Genomic DNA, 15,802 nt, shown 5'->3' with positions numbered 1-15,802 from the left:
CGTCCCCCGGCGTCGAGCCGTCCCCCGGCGTCGAGCCGTCCCCCGGCGTCGAGCCGTACGCCGGCCGGGAGCAAGGCGGCGGAGGGCGGCGTGCGCGGCGGGTGCAGGAGCGGCGCGGTGCCCGGCGTTCGCGGCGCGTGATGGTCGCCGCCGGGGCGGCGGGGGTCGTGTCCCTCGCCGCCGTGATCGCCGGTTTCTCGGCGCTGGACTCGTCGGGGAACGCATCGCGGGGCGAGGGAGGGCGCACGGGGCCGACCGTCGACGCGGACGCCGCCTCCACGGGGGCGAGTCGCACCCCGTCCCAGGCGGCCTCGCGGCCGGCCGTCCCGAAGGCCTCCGCCCCGGACCCCGGTCGGACGTCCCCCAGCGCCACGCCCGGCGCGAACGCCGCCGCCTCGCAGAGCGCCCCGAGTCCCCGGAGGACGAGTGCGGCGCCCTCGACGCCGGCGGCCACCTCCTCCGCCCCGGCCGGCAGTCCGACGCCCACGCCCACCCCCACGTCGAGCGGACCGACCTGGGGCGGCTCGGGAGGGTCCGGCAGCGGCCATGGTCACGGCGGCCACGGCGGCGGTCACTGGCGCGACGGCCAATAGGCCCTGGACGCGGCGGACGGCCCGTCACGGCCCATGACGGCGTGAAGGCTTCTTGTGACCACCCTCTCGTGTCATCACAATGCGCATGACAAGACAGGCGACCGGAAGATCTCCGGTCGCCCACGTCTGAAGAGGGGACCCCCACACATGAACAAGCCTCTCCTCGCCACGCTCGCGACCCTGGTGATCACCGGGGCGGGCATGGCACCAGCGGCCGCCGCCACGCAGACCGGTGGTGCGGCGCCCGCGCCCGCGACGAGGACGGCCGGCGCGGCGCCCGCGCTCAAGGCGGTCGACTTCGCCGGCACCGTCGCGCTGAGCAACTGCTCCGGATCGGTCGTCCGCCTCCCCGGCTCCGCGGACGGCGACCCGGCGCTCGTGCTCACCAACGGCCACTGCCTGGAGACCGGCTTCCCGGCGCCCGGCGAGGTCATCGTCGACCAGGCCTCCAGTCGTTCCTTCGGCCTGCTCGACTCGGCCGGCACCCGGGTCGGGACGCTCCGCGCCGCCAAGGTCGTCTACTCGACCATGACCGACACGGACGTCACGATCTACCAGCTCACCCGCACCTACGCGCAGATCCGCGGCTCGTACGGCATCGACGCGCTGCCCCTGAGTGACACCCACCCGGTCGCCGGTACGGCCATAAAGGTCGTCTCCGGCTACTGGAAACGCGTCTACAGCTGCAACATCGACGGGTTCGTCTACCGCCTGAAGGAAGGCGGCTGGACCTGGAAGGGCTCCGTCCGCTACACCTCCGCGTGCAACACCATCGGCGGTACGTCGGGCTCGCCCGTCGTCGACACCGCCACCGGCAAGGTCGTCGCCGTCAACAACACCGGCAACGAGGACGGGCAGCGCTGCACCGAGAACAACCCGTGCGAGGTCGACCAGAGCGGCAACGTCACCGTCAGGCAGGGCATCAACTACGCCCAGGAGACGTACCAGATACCCGCCTGCTTCACCACCGGCAACAAGCTCGACCTGAACGCGAGCGGCTGCGTCCTGCCCAAGCCGTAGTCCGGCACGGCCGCGCGACGGCGGGCGGTCACACCGCGGTACGGCGGACCGCCCGCCCCGCCAGCACGTCCGTGCGTCGCCCGTCCTCGATCACGAACCGGCCGTCGATCAGGACGTACGGGATCCCCGTGGGCAGTGCGCGCGGCTGATCGAAGGTGGCGCCCGGCGCGACCGTGGCAGGGTCGAAGAGGACCAGGTCGGCCCGGTGGCCCTCGCGGACGATCCCCCGGTCCGGCAGCCGCAGCCGGGCCGCCGGGCGCCCGGTCAGGTGCGCGACGCACTCCTCCAGCGACAGCACGCCCAACTCCCGCACGTACCGCCCGAGGTACTGCGGGAAGGTGCCGTAGGCCCGCGGATGCGGCTTGGTGCCCTGGAGGATGCCGTCGGAGCCGCCGGTGTGGACGGGGTGCCGCATGATCGTGCGGACGTTCTCCTCGTGGCCGACGTGCTGGAGGATCGTCGTGCCGAGCCGGTCGTCGACCAGCAGCCGGCGGGCGACCGTCCAGGGGGTCTCGCCGCGCCGGTCCGCCGAGTCCCGGACGGTGTGGCCGACGTACTCGGCCAGCGCGGGCTCGGTCACCCCGGAGATCTCGATCGTCTCCCACTCCACCGGCACGCCGTGGCAGCCGTCGGAGCCGGTGACCTCCAGATGGTGGCGGAGCCGCTCGGCGGTCGTCCCGTCGGTGAGCCGCCCGAGGATCCTCTCCGGGCCGCCCTCGCTCGCCCAGCTCGGCAGCAGGGCGGCCAGGGTGGTGCAGCCGGGTGTGTAGGGGTAGGTGTCGAGGCTGATGTCGGCGCCCGCGGCGAGCGCGTCGTCCAGCAGCGCCAGCAGCTCCGGTGCCCGGCCCTTGTTCGGGCCGAAGTTCATGGTGGCGTGCGCCAGGTGCAGCGGGCAGCCCGCCTCGCGGGTCAGGGCCACCATCTCCTCGTACGCCTGGAGCGCCCCGGCGCCGTAACTGCGGTGGTGCGGGCAGTAGTAGCCGCCGTGCACCGCCACCACCCGGCACAGCTCGGCCAGTTCGGCGTCCTCGGCGTACATCCCGGGCGTGTAGGTGAGCCCGGAGGACATTCCGACGGCGCCCTGCTCCATGCCCTCGGCCACCAGCTGCCGCATCCGGTCCAGCTCTTCCGGCGTGGCCTCGCGGTCCTCCCAGCCCACGGCGAGGGCTCGGACCGTGCCCTGGGGGATGAGGTAGGCCGCGTTGACGGCGATGCCCCGGCCGTCGAAGCCGTGGTCGAGCCGGTCCAGGTACTCGCCCACCGAGCGCCAGGTGAAGTCGATGTCGTCGCCGTACCCGTTCCAGCCGGTGATCGCCCGGCGCACCTCTTCGAGGGTGCGGTCGTCGACCGGCGCGTACGACAGCCCGTCCTGCCCGATCACTTCCAGGGTGACGCCCTGCGCGGCCTTCGCGCTGTGGTCGGGGTCGCGCAGCAGGGCGAGGTCGCTGTGGGCGTGCATGTCGATGAAGCCGGGGGAGAGGACCAGGCCCTCCGCGTCCAGCTCCCGGCGCGCCCGGGGCCGCTGGCAGCCGGCCGCCGCGGCCTCCTTGACGATCGACACGATCCGGCCGCCCTTGACCGCGACGTCGGCGCGGTAGGAGGGGGCGCCGGTGCCGTCGACGACGTCCGCGTCACGGATGACGAGATCGGCGAGATCGGCGAGCTCGACCGGATCCATGAAAGCCCCTCCTTCTAGAAGAACGTACGGATGTAGGCGACGACCGTGCCGTCCGCCTCGGCCACCGGGATCAGCTGCCACTTGTCGAAGGACGTGCACGGGTGCGACAGACCCAGCCCGATCCAGTCGCCGACCTCCAGGTCGGCCTCCGGGGTGGTGCGCAGCCAGGCGTGCTGGTCGGACAGCCCGGTGACCGTGATGCCCGTGGCCGGGCGCTCGGCCGCGCCGGCACCGCCCCGGCGCACCGCCCGGGCGACGGGCAGGTCGAGGTCGTAGGCCGCGTCCCGCTTGCCGGCGTTGGCGAACGCCTGCTCGGCCGTGGGACGGGAGACGACCTGCGCCCACAGGCGGAAGGCCGGCTCCAGAGCGCCCTCCTCGGGGACGCGGTTGAACGGGGTGATCTCGCGGTAGTGGCCGTCGTCGTGCGAGACGTACGCGCCCGAACGCAGCAACCTCAGCACGGGCCGGGAGAGTTCGGGGAGTTCGGCGAACACGTCGGCCACCGCGTCGAACCAGGCGCTGCCGCCCGCGCTCACCACGATCTCCTCCGCCTCCGCGAACCGCCCGGCCTTGTCGAGGTCCACGGCGAGGGCGACGAGCCGGCGCAGCCACGCCCGCACCCGCTCCGGGTCCGCCTGCGGGACCTCGCCCTCGTACCCGGCGACTCCGACCAGTCGCAGGGTCCGCGTGGCGGCCACCGCTTCGGCGACGGCCACGCACTCCGTCTCCGTGCGGATGCCGGTGCGCGCGCCCTCGCCCGCGCCCAGCTCCAGGACCACGTCCACCGGGCGCCCGGCTCCGGCCTCCCGCAGGGCCGCGTCCATCAGCTCCACCCCGCGCACGGAGTCGATGTAGCAGACGAAGCGGAAGGACGGGTCGGCGGCCAGTTCGGCGGCGATCCAGCGCAGGGCGGCCGGGTCCACCAGCTCGTTGGCCAGGAAGATCCGCTGGACGCCGAACGCCCGCGCGACGCGCACCTGGTGCGGCACGGCGAGGGTGATGCCCCACGCGCCGTGCTCGATCTGCCGGTGGAATAGCTCCGGCGCCATGGAGGTCTTGCCGTGCGGTGCGAAGGCGAGGCCGTGGCGCGCCGCGTACGCCTCCATCAGCTTCAGGTTGTGCTCCAGACGCTCGGCGGACAGCGCGAGCACCGGCGTGGCGAAGCCGTCGGCGAAGAGGTTGCGGCGCTGGGCGGCCAGCTCGCCGACGGTCAGCCCGTCCGCGTCCGGCGGGAGTCCCTTGAACCGATGGTCGACGCGTTCCTCGGCCAGACCGGCGAGCGCCTCGCTCTTCATGGAGCCTCCCTGATCAGGTTCGTTGCATCTCTTGCAACGCTCATTGCACATGCCGCTTACTGCTGTCTAACATCTCGGCCACGCGAGGTCAACGAACAGAAGTCCCGCGACAGCCCCGGGCCCGGCCCCGCGCCCCGCCCACTCACCGAGGAGCTACGAGCATCGTGACCGCCACCGGACCCTGCAACAGCCCCGACGTCGTGGACGTCGTCGCGCTCGGCGAGTCCATGGTCACGTTCCTGCCCACCCGCCCCGGCCGTCTCGCCGACGTGCCGTCCTTCGAACGGGCCATCGGCGGCGCCGAGTCCAACGTGGCCTGCACGCTCGCCGCCGCCGGGCACTCCGCACGCTGGGTGAGCCGGGTCGGCGCGGACGGCTTCGGCGACCACCTGGTGGAGACGATCGGCGCGTACGGCGTCGACGTCTCGGCCGTACGGCGCGACGCCGTCCGCCCGACCGGCATCTACTTCCGCACCGCCGGGGACCGTGCCACCGACGCCCACGAGGTCGCGTACTACCGGGCCGGTTCGGCCGCCTCCGCGATGGCCGTCGGCAACGTCGACGAGGCCGCGCTGCGCGCCTGCCGCGTGCTGCACCTGTCGGGGATCACGGCGGCGCTCTCCGACGACTGCCTCGCGCTGATGCACGCGCTGACCGAGCCGCACCCGGGACGCCCGCCGGTCTCCTTCGACGTCAACTTCCGGCCCGCACTGTGGCGGGACACCGACGGGCCGCGGGTGCTGATGGAGCTGGCGCGCCGGGCCGACATCGTGTTCGTGGGCGACGACGAGGCCCGCGAGGCATGGGGGCTGCACGGCGGCCGGGCGATCCTCCAGGCGCTGCCCGGGCCGCGGACCGTGGTCGTCAAGCAGGGCGCGGGCGGAGCGACCGTGTTCGACAGGTCCACCGGCGACCTGGAGGACGGCGACGGCACCGCGACGTTCGTCCCTGCCCCCGAGGTCGACGTCGTCGCCCACGTCGGCGCCGGGGACGCCTTCGCCGCCGGTTTCCTGTCCGCCACCCTGCGCGGGCTGCCCGTGCGCGACCGTCTGCGGCACGGCCATCTGATGGCCGCCGCCGCGCTCACCGTCCCCGGCGACCTCGCCGCGCGGCCCGCCCGTCGCCCGGCCACCGCCCCCCGCGGAGCGGCTTCGCCGCGCCCCTCCTGGATCGACCACGCCGACCGCCTGGCCGCCCTCGACGAGGAGTCGTGGGGGAGACTTCGACTCGGCCCCGGCTGGACGGGCACCGACCAGGGGGCCGAGGAGGAGGTACGTACGCCATGAGCCAGACCGTCGACCGAGCGCTGGGCATCCTGCCGCTGCTCGCCGAGGGCCCCGCCGACCTCGGACAGGTCGCCGACCGCCTCGGCGTCCACAAGTCCACCGCTCTGCGGCTGCTGCGCACCCTCCACGAGCACGGCCTGGTCTACCGCCAGTCCGACCAGCGCTACCGTCTCGGCGCCCGCCTCTTCGCCCTCGCCCAGGAGGCGATGGAGAACCTCGACATCCGCGAGATCGCCCACCCCCACCTCGTCCGCCTCAACGAGACGTGCGGCCACACCGTGCACCTCGCGGTGTACGAGGAGAACGAGGTGCTGTACATCGACAAGGTGGAGAGCCGCTACCCGGTGCGCATGTACTCGCGGATCGGCAAGCCGGTCGCCATCACGGTGGCCGCCGTGGCCAAGCTCCTCCTCGCCGACCTGTCCGAGGCCGAGCGCCGCGCCGTCGCGGAGAAGCTCGAATACCCCCTGTACACGGCCTGTTCGACGCCCAACCCCGCCGCCTTCCTCAAGGAACTGGCGACGGTGCGCGAACAGGGCTGGGCCACCGACCTCGGTGGCCACGAGGAGTCCATCAACTGCGTCGCCGCCCCCATCCGCGGCGCGGACGGACGGGTGGCCGCCGCGATGTCGGTCTCCGCGCCGAACGTCGTCGTCACCGCCGACGAACTCCTCACCCTGCTCCCCCTGGTGCGCCGTACCGCGGACGCCATCAGCGGCGAGTACTCCGGCAGAACCCCCGTAACCACCCCAGACAGGGACACCGTATGACCGAGAAGATCGCGCTCACCCCCAAGACCCACACCGTCCCGCCCGCGAAGTTCTCCCACGGTGTGAAGAAGGGCAACATCCTCCAGGTCGCCGGCCAGGTCGGCTTCCTGCCCGCCGAGGAGGGCAAGCCCCCCACGCCCGCCGGCCCCACCCTGCGCGAGCAGACCCTCCAGACCCTCGCCAACGTCAAGGCGATCCTCGAAGAGGGCGGGGCGAGCTGGGACGACGTGATGATGATCCGCGTATACCTCACCGACGTGGACCACTTCGCCGAGATGAACGCCATCTACAACGCCTACTTCGAGGAGCAGGGCCTCACCCAGCCGCCCGCCGCGCGCACGACGGTCTACGTCGGACTGCCCGCGGGTCTCCTGATCGAGATCGACGCGCTCGCCGTGCTCGGCTGAGGCCCCTCTCCCACCGCTCCGCCGGCCACCGGCCCACCTGCCCACGCCACGCCGGCACACCAGCCCCTCCTGCACGGCACGGCGCCCACCACCTCATCGGGCGCCGTGCCGCGATCCGCCCTGCCCGAAAGCCGTATGTACTTACGCAGAGGACCCCCCTATGTCCCATCCGCTCGCCGCCCCCGCTCCCGCCGCGCCACCCCACACCGGAGGCCTGCTCCTCCTCGTCGACGGCACCACCGGCCTGCTGCTGGTCGCCGCCCTGGGCATAGCCCTGCTGCTCTTCCTGATCATCAAGGCGAGACTCCAGCCGTTCGTGGCGCTGCTCGCCGTCTCCATAGCCGTCGGCCTGCTGGCCGGCCTGTCCGTCACCGAACTCTTCGGCACCGTCCAGCGTTCGGACGCGGTCTCCACCCTCGAGTCCGGCATGGGCGGCATCCTCGGTCATGTCGCCGTCATCATCGGCCTCGGCACGATGCTCGGCGCGATCCTCGAGGTCAGCGGCGGCGCCGAGGTGCTCGCATCCCGTCTGCTGGGGCTCTTCGGCGAACGGCGCGCCCCGCTGGCCATGGGCCTGACCGGCCTGATCTTCGGCATCCCGGTCTTCTTCGACGTGGGCATCTTCGTGCTCGCGCCCCTCGTCTACGCCGCCGCCAAGCGCAGCGGCAAGTCGATCCTGCTGTACTGCCTGCCGCTGCTCGCCGGCCTGTCCATGACGCACGCCTTCCTGCCCCCGCACCCGGGTCCGGTGGCCGCGGCCGGCCTGCTCCACGTGCAGCTCGGCTGGATCATCCTCATGGGCATCGTCTGCGGCATTCCGGCGGTGCTGGCCGCCTGGGCGTACTCCGCGTGGATCGGCAAGCGGATCTTCGTCGAGGTGCCGCAGGACATGGTCGAGGCGGCGGACGAGGCCAAGCGGGCCGTCCTGGAGGAGCAGCGGCGCTCGGGCATGCGGCCGCAGGAGCAGCCGGTGGCGCTCGGCACGGTCCTCGGCATCATCGGCACGCCCCTGGTCCTGATCCTCGCCGCCACCTTCTCCTCGGTCGCGCTGGACCCGTCCACCGGCCGCTCGGTGATCGAGTTCTTCGGGCACCCGTTCGTGGCGCTCACGATCGCGCTGCTGCTGGCGTACTACCTGCTGGGCATCCGCCGGGGCTGGTCCCGCAAGTCGCTGGAGACGGTGTCCACGGCGTCCCTGAAGCCGGTCGGAAACATCCTGCTGGTGGTCGGCGCGGGCGGAGTCTTCGGCGCGGTCCTGAAGGCGAGCGGGGTGGCGCAGGCCCTGTCGGACACCTTCAACGGTGTGGGCCTGCCGGTGATCGTGCTCTCCTACCTGATCTCGCTGGTGCTGCGCGTCGCCCAGGGTTCGGCGACGGTGGCGATCGTGACCACGGCGGGCATCGTGGCCCCGCTGCTGGCCGAGGGCCATCACTCGCAGGCCTTCGTCGCCCTGGTCATCATGGCGATCTCGGCCGGCTCCATCTTCGCCTCGCACGTCAACGACGGCGGCTTCTGGATGGTCGCGAAGTACTTCGGCATCAGCGAACGGGACACGCTGAAGACGTGGACGGTGCTGGAGAGCGTGCTGTCGCTCGCGGGCTTCGCGGTGGCTGCGGTGCTGAGCCTGTTCGTATGAGCGGATGTCAGGCGGTTGTTGGCGTCTGATAACGAAGTAGGGGCTGGCTGTGCCCGACACAGGATCGTCGACCATACTGCCCGCTGTGGAGCAGCGCATAGGTTCGAGCAGCCAGCCCCTGAAGAACGAGCCCGTGACGGGCGCCGGATTCGATCCGGCGTTCGTCCCCGGCCTCACCGGCCCCGCGTCCGCGTCGCCCGAGTCCGAGGACTCGGCGCCGCAGCCGCAGGACGCGGCGCCGGAGGCGGAGGAGGCGAGGCCGGAGGCCGGGTCGCCGGATCCGGCGAGGACGGCCGAGGCCGAGGAGGCCGCCGTGGACGGGCCCGAGGAGTCGGACGCGGCCGACGAGGGCCCCGACGGCCCGGTCTTCGAGGCCGCCGACCGCCGCGCCCGGATCGTCGCCGACCACCGGGGCGTACGTCTCAGCCTGGACGACCAGGAGTGCGAGTTCCGCTGGGACGAGATCGGCGCCGTGGAGACGGAGACACCCCGCTTCGGCAAGCGGTTCACGGTCACCGTGCACACCCCGGAGCGCCGCTGGTACCCGATCGAGATCGAGGCCCCGGCCAGGTCACGCTTCGGCGAGTGGGAGGCGCAGCTGGACGCGGTCCTGGACGCCTACTTCGACAACGGCGCGGCGGACGACCGGGACGGTGCGGCCGGCGAGCCCGACGCGGCGGACCAGGACGACGATTCGAACGCGGCGGACGAGGACACGGCGGTCAGCCCAGCTTGAGCCACTTCGGATCGGTGGCGATCGTCTCCAACTGCTTCATGGTCAGGGCCGGGGCCTGACGGGTCGCCGGGGTGTTCTGCGCACCGGAGTTGAACGCGCTGATCACCACGCGGCGACCGTCGGGCCGGATGGTGTCCACGGTCCACATGACGATCCCGGCGATGCCCTTCTCACCGCTCTGCTTGCGCCGGACGACCTTGGTCCCGTCCGGCAGGGTCCTGGTTCCGGCCCCGAAGAGCTGGTTCTCGACGTCCCGCATGTCCCGCTGCACGTTGATCTGCACCAGGCTCGCGCCCCGGCCGTCGTCCACGACGACGTACCCGAACTCGTAGTCGTCCGACTGACTCCTCGAGACGATCTCTAGCCCCCGCGGCACCAGTCGGGCGAGCGTCGCGGGAACCGAGCCGTGGTGGGTCGGCGTCGCGCTCGGCACCGCCGTCATCCGGGGGTCGACGGGCACGGCGCCGACGGCGGCACGCCACTCGGGCGCGCTGACCAGCGTCTTCAACTGGGTTGCGGACAGGGGAGGATGCTCCCGCGTGACGGGCGCGTCCTTCTCGGCGGCGGCGTTCCACTCCTGCACGCTGACGTGCTCGCCCGTGGGGGTCACGAGTTCGGCGGTCCACAGCTTCGTACCGCTGCGCTTGTTCGGGTACTCGTACCCCTTCAGGACCATCAGGGCGGAGCCGTCGGACAGCTTGCCGCTGGTGCAGCTGTCGTAGGCGATGTACACCTTGTCGGGGCACTGGGTGGTCTGGACGGCCTCCTGGCTGCCGGCCGGGACCCGGTTCAGCGACACCGCGACGGCGGCCTTGCCCCGTCCGTCGTCGTAGACGACCTGGGCGAAGGGGCTGTCGTCGGTGCCGCGCCCGTGCGCGTCGCTGAAGTGCCCCTTGGGGAGCAGCTTTTCGAGGGTGCGGACCAGCTCGTCGCCGGACACCGAGGAGACGGAGGAACCGGGCGCGGCTGTCCCCGGGGCGGCGGAGGTGGCCCGCCCCGACGGACCATCGGCCACGGACCGGTGCCGCCCGCCGCCGTCCTGCCCGCCGGGCAGCACCAGGGCACCGCCCAGCCCGACCAGAACGACCGCGGTCACACCGCCCGCGACGGCGGCCCGTCGCCGCAGCCGCAGCCGCCGCCCGCGCGTCTCACCGCGGGCCACCAGCTCCTGCTGGTCGGTCGCGAACGCGGTGCCGGTCTCGCGCAGGGCGCCGGCGAACCGCTCCTCGAAGGGGTCGTGGTCTGCAGAAGGCATGGCGAACCGCCGTTTCTGGGACGTTGGTTGATGATGCGCGTGCCGAAGGGACGGGTCAGGAACGGGCGTACTCGCCGAGGGCGTCGCCGAGGAGCAGACGCAGCCGGGCGAGGGCGCGGACGCAACGCGTCCGCACGGCCGCCGAGCTGGTGTTCATCACGGCGGCCGTCTCCTCGATGCTGCGGTCCTCCCAGTAGCGCAGGACGACCACCGCCCGGTCCTTGGCGGGCAGCCGTCCGAGCGCCTCCAGCAGGGTCAGCCGCAGCGGCGCGTCACCGCCCGCGTCCGGCCCCGGGACGTCGGGCAGCACCTCGGTGGCACGCTCCCGGCGGCTGCTGTGGCGCCGCCTGTGGGCGAGGAAGACACGGGTGAGCACGGTCTGGGCGTACCCCGCAGGATTGCCGACCCGGGAGATCCGGCCCCAGCGGACGTACACCCGCCCGAGGGTCTCCTGGACGAGGTCCTCGGCGAGATGGGTGTCACCGCCGGTGAGCAGACAGGCGGACCGGTACAGGTGCCCGGCCCGGGCCGCAGCGAACTCCGGATACCCGTCGTACCCGTCCTCCCGCCTCGGCCCCATGGGTCCCCCGCCTCCCGCTCATCTCCAGCACTCTCACCTCATTGATGCGCTGGACCCCCCGGGATGTTTCACCCGGATCCAGAACCGTACGGCGGACGCGGGCGAGCATCTGCCCGATGCCTGTGTCGGGGGTCGGCGCGGTGCGCGGCGAGGACGGCTGCGCGCTGGGGCGCCGGCGGGCGGACAGCCGTGTTGGGGCGACCAACGTGCCGTCGCCCGCCGTACCGCCGGAAAACGCGGACGACGCCCGGAACCCTGGGGTCCGGGCGTCGTCCCGAGTCGGGTGGATCGGGTCACGGCAGCGCGTGCACGTGGGCGCCCACCGAGTTCGACCAGGCGTTGCCGGCCGCAGCGTCCCAGTTGGTGGACCAGGTCATCGCGCCGCGCAGGTCGGGGTAGGTCTTCGACGGCTTGAAGGAGCCGCAGTTCGTCAGCTTCGTCAGGCAGTCGAGGGCGTTGGTGACGGTCGTGGGCGAGACGTAGCCGCCGCCCGCGCCGCTGGGGGAGGCGGGGAGGCCGAGGCCCACCTGGGACGGGGCGAGGCCCCCCTGCAGCTGGATGCAGGCCAGTGCCGTCAGGAAGTCGACCGAGCCCTGCGAGTACACCTTGCCGTCGCAGCCCAGCATCGCGCCGCTGTTGTAGTACTGGGTGTTGACGACCGTGAGGATGTCCTTGATGTTCAGGGCCGTCTGGAAGTAGCCGCCCGCCGTCGACTGCATGTCGATCGTCTGCGGCGCCATGGTGGTGATCAGGGAGGACCCGGCCTTCGTGGACAGGGCGCGCAGCGCCTGCGTCATGTAGGTGGGGTTCAGGCCGTTCTCCAGGTCGATGTCGACGCCGTCGAAGCCGTACGTCTGCATCAGGGAGTAGACCGAGTTGGCGAAGTTCGTCGCCGAGGACGAGTCGCTGACCGACACCGTGCCCTTCTCACCGCCCACCGAGACGATGACCTTCTTGCCGGCCGCCTGCTTGGCCTTGATGTCCGCCTTGAACTGGTCGACGGTGTAGCCGCCCAGGCCCGCGGAGTCGAGGTTGAAGGTCACCGCGCCGGGCGTGGTCGTGGCGTCGGCGAAGGCGACCGCGATGATGTCGTAGGCGGAGGGGACGTCCGAGATCTTCTGGACCGTCGCGCCGTTGTTGAAGTTCTGCCAGTAGCCCGTCACCGCGTGCTTGGGGAGGGTGCCTCCGCCTCCGCCTCCGCCGCCGGTCGCCGCCGTCGTGGCGGTCACCGCCGCCGACTTCGCCGACTCGCCCGCCGCGTTGGTCGCCGTGACCTGGAAGGAGTACGACGTCGAGGCCGTCAGGCCGGTCACCGTCGCCGAGCTGCCCGGCACCGACGTCACCTTCGTGCCGTCGCGGTACACGTTGTAGCCGGTCGCGCCCGAGACCGTGTTCCACGCCAGGGACACCGAGGACGACGTCGTCCCGGTCGCGCTCAGGCCGGCCGGGGCCGCCGGGACGGTGGGGGCCGGGTCACCGCCGCCGCCCCCGTCCGGGCCGGACACCGACACGTCGTCGGCGTAGTACGCGGCCTGGCCGTACCAGCCGTGCAGGTACACCGTCACCGACGTGGTCGAGGAGCCGGTCGTGAAGGTGGTCTGCAGCTGCTTCCAGGTCGCTGTGTCGGGCGTCCAGGTCGAGACGTCCGTCGTGCCCGTGCCGGTCACGCCCAGGTAGCTGTAACCGCCCTGCACCCACGCGCTCAGCGCGTACGTCGAGTTGGGCTTGACCGCCACCGTCTGGGTGCACTGCGCGTTGTCCTGCCCCGCCGGCGTGGCCTTCAGCGCGGCCGAGCCGCCGTGCACCGGGGAGGAGACGGTCGTGCCGCTGCCGGCCGAGCAGGTCCAGCTGCTCAGACCCGACTCGAAGCCGGCGTTCTTGGCGTTGTTGACGTCGGCCGCCGACGCGTGGCCGGTGCCCGCGAACGAGAGGGCGAGGGCTGCGGTGACGGCTCCGGACCAGATGCGCAACGGCCGGAGCCGTCTGCTCGGGGGCATGCCTGGTACGCGGTCCACTGGGGCCTCCGGGGAGAGGGGAGGGAGGAGCAGGACGACGGTGGCCACCGTTAGCCGTACAAGTTGGTCCAGACCAATTGCGTTGTCAAGAGGTCCAGACCAACTTCGCCGGAACCGACTCCGGCTCACTTCCCTTTATCAACAGGCCCTTTCGGCAGACATGTCCTAGTGCACCCGCACCGAGTCGACGATCTTCTTCAGGTTCTCGGACGACAACGCGCCCCGTGCCGCGTCGATCCGCACCGCGAACGTCCGGCCGGCGGAGTCCAGGCCCGTGAGGATCACGCCCTTCACCGGCGTGCCCTTGGGCGGCTCGCCGCTCTCGCCGGTCGACCGGAAGCCGAAGTCGACGCGCCTGGCCTCGTCCGTACCGGCGAGCTTCACGTCCTTCTCGCCCTCCACCTTCGCCCCCATCCCGATTCCGGCCTCGGCGGCGATGGCGGCCTGCCCGGCGGAGTTCGCCTGCGTGAAGTCCAGTTGGACGGTGATGGTCGAGACCCTGCGGCCCGACTCCTTCCGTACGGCCGCCGCCGCGTTGTACCTGCTGCGCTCGGCCGCGCTCTGCTCCACGTATCCCTGCGGGCCCTTGGGGTACGACACGGAGACGCCCCTGGTCCTCAGCGTGCCCCAGCCGTCGGGGGCGGCGGAGTCGGCGTCGTTCGGTCCGCAGCCGGTGAGCAGCACCGCGCCGCCCAGCAGGCAGCCCGTGGCCAGCAGCACTCGTGTCCTCATGGGCGTGCCCTCCTGTCGGCGGCGTCGGCGTTCCGCGCGCGCCCCGCTTCGCACCCGATCACTTCGCACAGTAGCTGTAGGGAACGTAGGACCGGCCGCCTCCGTGCGGAGCACCGAGGAACTGGGCGTCCGTCAGCGTCTGCGACTTCTGCTCGGTGCTGATCGACAGGCCGAGGCTGAGCCCGAGGTTCAGCTCGAAGCCGTACTCGGCCGCGTTCACCTGGCCGGTGTACGTCATCCGGCTCGAGCTGCCCTTGTCGAACATCAGTCGGCCGAACGGGTCGTCCTCGCCGGGGCGCCGGGTCGGCGCGTGGTCGTCGAACATGTACTGGAAGGGAGCCACCAGTTGCTCGTCGGTGCCCTCCAGCCACCGCTCGGCGACCGCCCGGTCCCGGTCGCCCGCGGGTCCCGGGTCGAAGGAGATCGAGTTCGTGACGACCTGGATGCCGGTGGAGGAGTCGGTGCCCTTGCCGCTCACGCCGCCGCCGCGCTTGCCGTCGCCCGGCCTGCCGTTGTCGGCCCCGATCTTGACGCCGTCCTTCCGGCCGCCCTGCTCCACGGTGCGGGTGGTGTCGATGCGGACCAGCTTGCCGGTGGTCTTGTCGTAGGTGACGGTGATCGTGCCGGTCTGCGTGGTGGACGCCGAGGCGTCCCCGCTGACCGGCCCCGCCTCGTAACGCGCCTTGGTGCCGTAATCGACGGACGACGCGTACGTGTACGACTTGGTGTTCTTGTAGGCGTTGTCGGTCCAGGTCACCTCGGGGGCGTACTTGAAGTTCCCGCCGAGCGCCGCGCTCAGCTTCTTCTCGTCGCCCGCCGAGATCTTCAGGCCGGCCGCCGCGGAGGCCTCCAGGCCCACCTTGCCGTAGGTGATCTTCCGGTTGTCCCCCAGGTGCTCCTTCACCCGTTTCTCCGTCTCCGCCTCGTCCTTGAGCGGGCCGGCGCCGAACAGGTACAGGATGCTGTCGCCGAGGCTCGCGTCCGCACCGCCCGGCGACCGGCGCCGCATCTCGTACATCTGGAGCTTCTCGATGTCGTCCCGGAACCTCCGTGCCTCGTCCGGACTCTCGAACACCCAGGTGTCGCCGTTGGTCACCTTGATCCCGGCGCCCAGCTCCACCTTGTCCGTGCCGAACCTCCCCACCTTCATCCCGGGTCTGAAGTCCTTCTTCGCGCCGAGGGAGGCCGTGTCCGTGAAGGTGAGCTGGACCAACTCGTCCCGGTCGTCGATCTTTCCGTCGTGGTTGACGTCCGTGTGCGCCCTGAGGTGCTGCTCCTGGAGGCCGTACTCGTCGCCGATCTCCCAGAACAGGATCTTCGCCTTGGACCCCGCCTTGTCGCTGACCGTCGAGACCTGGCACAGCGACGGCTCGAAGTCGGCGTCCGTCAGCGGCCGGTCCGCCCGGTCGGCCCCGTTCCCGCCGCCGCAGTCGCCGCCGCCGGTGACCCTGCAGATCTCCGCGGAGATCCGGTCGTAGAGGGTCCGGCCGATGCCGGTGGCGGAGATCCCCAGGACGACGGCCGCGGCGACCGCGACCATCCCGAGGTACTCGGTGCCGGTCGCGCCGGAGTCGTCGTACGCATGTCTCCTCCGTCTCTCCCGTATGCCACCCCCGCCAGCCATACGGCAGCCATCCTCGCCCAGCGGCCGCTCGTGCGGGGCCCTCGCCCCAGCGGTCCCTCGTGTGTGGACGCCCGAGGGTAGGGACGCCGGCCCGCCCAAGGCGTGGGCCCGCGGGCCCAAACGGAGGCCCAGAGTCAAGGAGGTGCGCGGGCCCACGCTTTTGGGTCTGATCCGG

The 15,802-nt window shown here is 72.0% G+C and carries 13 protein-coding genes and 1 pseudogene; 6 read left to right on the top strand and 8 right to left on the bottom strand.

All coding sequences use genetic code 11. From position 1 onward, the window contains the following. Nucleotides 1-487, bottom strand: a pseudogene (locus BZY54_RS06395) (hypothetical protein); the annotation flags it as partial. Between the two features lie 253 nt (nt 488-740). On the opposite strand from BZY54_RS06395, the gene BZY54_RS06390 reads away from it, so the two are divergent. Then, nucleotides 741-1,613 (top strand): S1 family peptidase, encoded by an 873-nt coding sequence (locus BZY54_RS06390; RefSeq protein WP_086723565.1) that lies wholly within the window; start codon nt 741-743, stop codon nt 1,611-1,613. A gap of 28 nt (nt 1,614-1,641) precedes the next feature. Here the strand turns inward: BZY54_RS06390 and BZY54_RS06385 are convergent, their stop codons facing one another. Together BZY54_RS06385 and BZY54_RS06380 are read right to left on the bottom strand one after the other, a co-directional pair. Continuing rightward, nucleotides 1,642-3,291 carry an N-acyl-D-amino-acid deacylase family protein gene (locus BZY54_RS06385; protein ID WP_086723564.1) on the bottom strand — a complete coding sequence of 550 codons (1,650 nt, stop codon included), beginning with the start codon at nt 3,289-3,291 and terminating at the stop codon, nt 1,642-1,644. 14 nt (nt 3,292-3,305) lie between these two features. Further along, nucleotides 3,306-4,586 (bottom strand): amino acid deaminase, encoded by a 1,281-nt coding sequence (locus BZY54_RS06380; RefSeq protein ID WP_086723563.1) that lies wholly within the window; start codon nt 4,584-4,586, stop codon nt 3,306-3,308. A gap of 164 nt (nt 4,587-4,750) precedes the next feature. On the opposite strand from BZY54_RS06380, the gene BZY54_RS06375 reads away from it, so the two are divergent. The 5 genes from BZY54_RS06375 to BZY54_RS06355 all read left to right on the top strand — a co-directional run bounded on the left by BZY54_RS06375 (nt 4,751) and on the right by BZY54_RS06355 (nt 9,421). Beyond that, on the top strand, nt 4,751-5,872 hold the full coding sequence (locus BZY54_RS06375; protein WP_208640571.1) for a sugar kinase: 1,122 nt from the start codon (nt 4,751-4,753) through the stop codon (nt 5,870-5,872). Then, nucleotides 5,869-6,642 (top strand): IclR family transcriptional regulator, encoded by a 774-nt coding sequence (locus BZY54_RS06370; RefSeq protein ID WP_086723561.1) that lies wholly within the window; start codon nt 5,869-5,871, stop codon nt 6,640-6,642. The genes BZY54_RS06375 and BZY54_RS06370 overlap by 4 nt, the downstream gene beginning before the upstream one ends. Beyond that, nucleotides 6,639-7,049 carry a RidA family protein gene (locus BZY54_RS06365; protein ID WP_086723560.1) on the top strand — a complete coding sequence of 137 codons (411 nt, stop codon included), beginning with the start codon at nt 6,639-6,641 and terminating at the stop codon, nt 7,047-7,049. Before BZY54_RS06370 ends, BZY54_RS06365 begins: the two co-directional genes overlap by 4 nt. A gap of 160 nt (nt 7,050-7,209) precedes the next feature. After that, complete coding sequence (locus BZY54_RS06360) at nt 7,210-8,685, top strand: GntP family permease (protein ID WP_086723559.1); 1,476 nt, start codon at nt 7,210-7,212, stop codon at nt 8,683-8,685. Nucleotides 8,686-8,770: 85 nt separating this feature from the next. After that, nucleotides 8,771-9,421 carry a hypothetical protein gene (locus tag BZY54_RS06355; protein WP_086723558.1) on the top strand — a complete coding sequence of 217 codons (651 nt, stop codon included), beginning with the start codon at nt 8,771-8,773 and terminating at the stop codon, nt 9,419-9,421. On the opposite strand, the gene BZY54_RS06350 is transcribed toward BZY54_RS06355, so the two are convergent. The 5 genes from BZY54_RS06350 to BZY54_RS06330 form a co-directional block, all read right to left on the bottom strand. After that, nucleotides 9,408-10,676 carry a hypothetical protein gene (locus BZY54_RS06350; RefSeq protein ID WP_086723557.1) on the bottom strand — a complete coding sequence of 423 codons (1,269 nt, stop codon included), beginning with the start codon at nt 10,674-10,676 and terminating at the stop codon, nt 9,408-9,410. The two genes, BZY54_RS06355 and BZY54_RS06350, sit on opposite strands and share 14 nt — an antisense overlap. A 55-nt stretch (nt 10,677-10,731) precedes the next feature. After that, nucleotides 10,732-11,256 carry a SigE family RNA polymerase sigma factor gene (locus tag BZY54_RS06345; RefSeq protein WP_086723556.1) on the bottom strand — a complete coding sequence of 175 codons (525 nt, stop codon included), beginning with the start codon at nt 11,254-11,256 and terminating at the stop codon, nt 10,732-10,734. A 293-nt stretch (nt 11,257-11,549) separates the two neighbouring features. Then, nucleotides 11,550-13,253, bottom strand: coding sequence for a chitinase (locus BZY54_RS06340; RefSeq protein ID WP_086723555.1), 1,704 nt, complete (start codon nt 13,251-13,253; stop codon nt 11,550-11,552). A 183-nt stretch (nt 13,254-13,436) separates the two neighbouring features. Then, nucleotides 13,437-14,003: a hypothetical protein gene (locus BZY54_RS06335; RefSeq protein ID WP_086723554.1), complete on the bottom strand. Its 567-nt coding sequence runs from the start codon at nt 14,001-14,003 to the stop codon at nt 13,437-13,439. 58 nt (nt 14,004-14,061) lie between these two features. Further along, nucleotides 14,062-15,627 (bottom strand): hypothetical protein, encoded by a 1,566-nt coding sequence (locus tag BZY54_RS06330; RefSeq protein ID WP_086723553.1) that lies wholly within the window; start codon nt 15,625-15,627, stop codon nt 14,062-14,064. Nucleotides 15,628-15,802: the final 175 nt, after the last annotated feature.

Origin of the sequence: Streptomyces carpinensis (genome assembly GCF_002154505.1) — a bacterium.
GTDB lineage: Bacteria > Actinomycetota > Actinomycetes > Streptomycetales > Streptomycetaceae > Streptomyces > Streptomyces carpinensis.
Note: the sequence above shows the minus strand (reverse complement) of the source record. Positions and strands in the feature narration are given on the sequence as shown.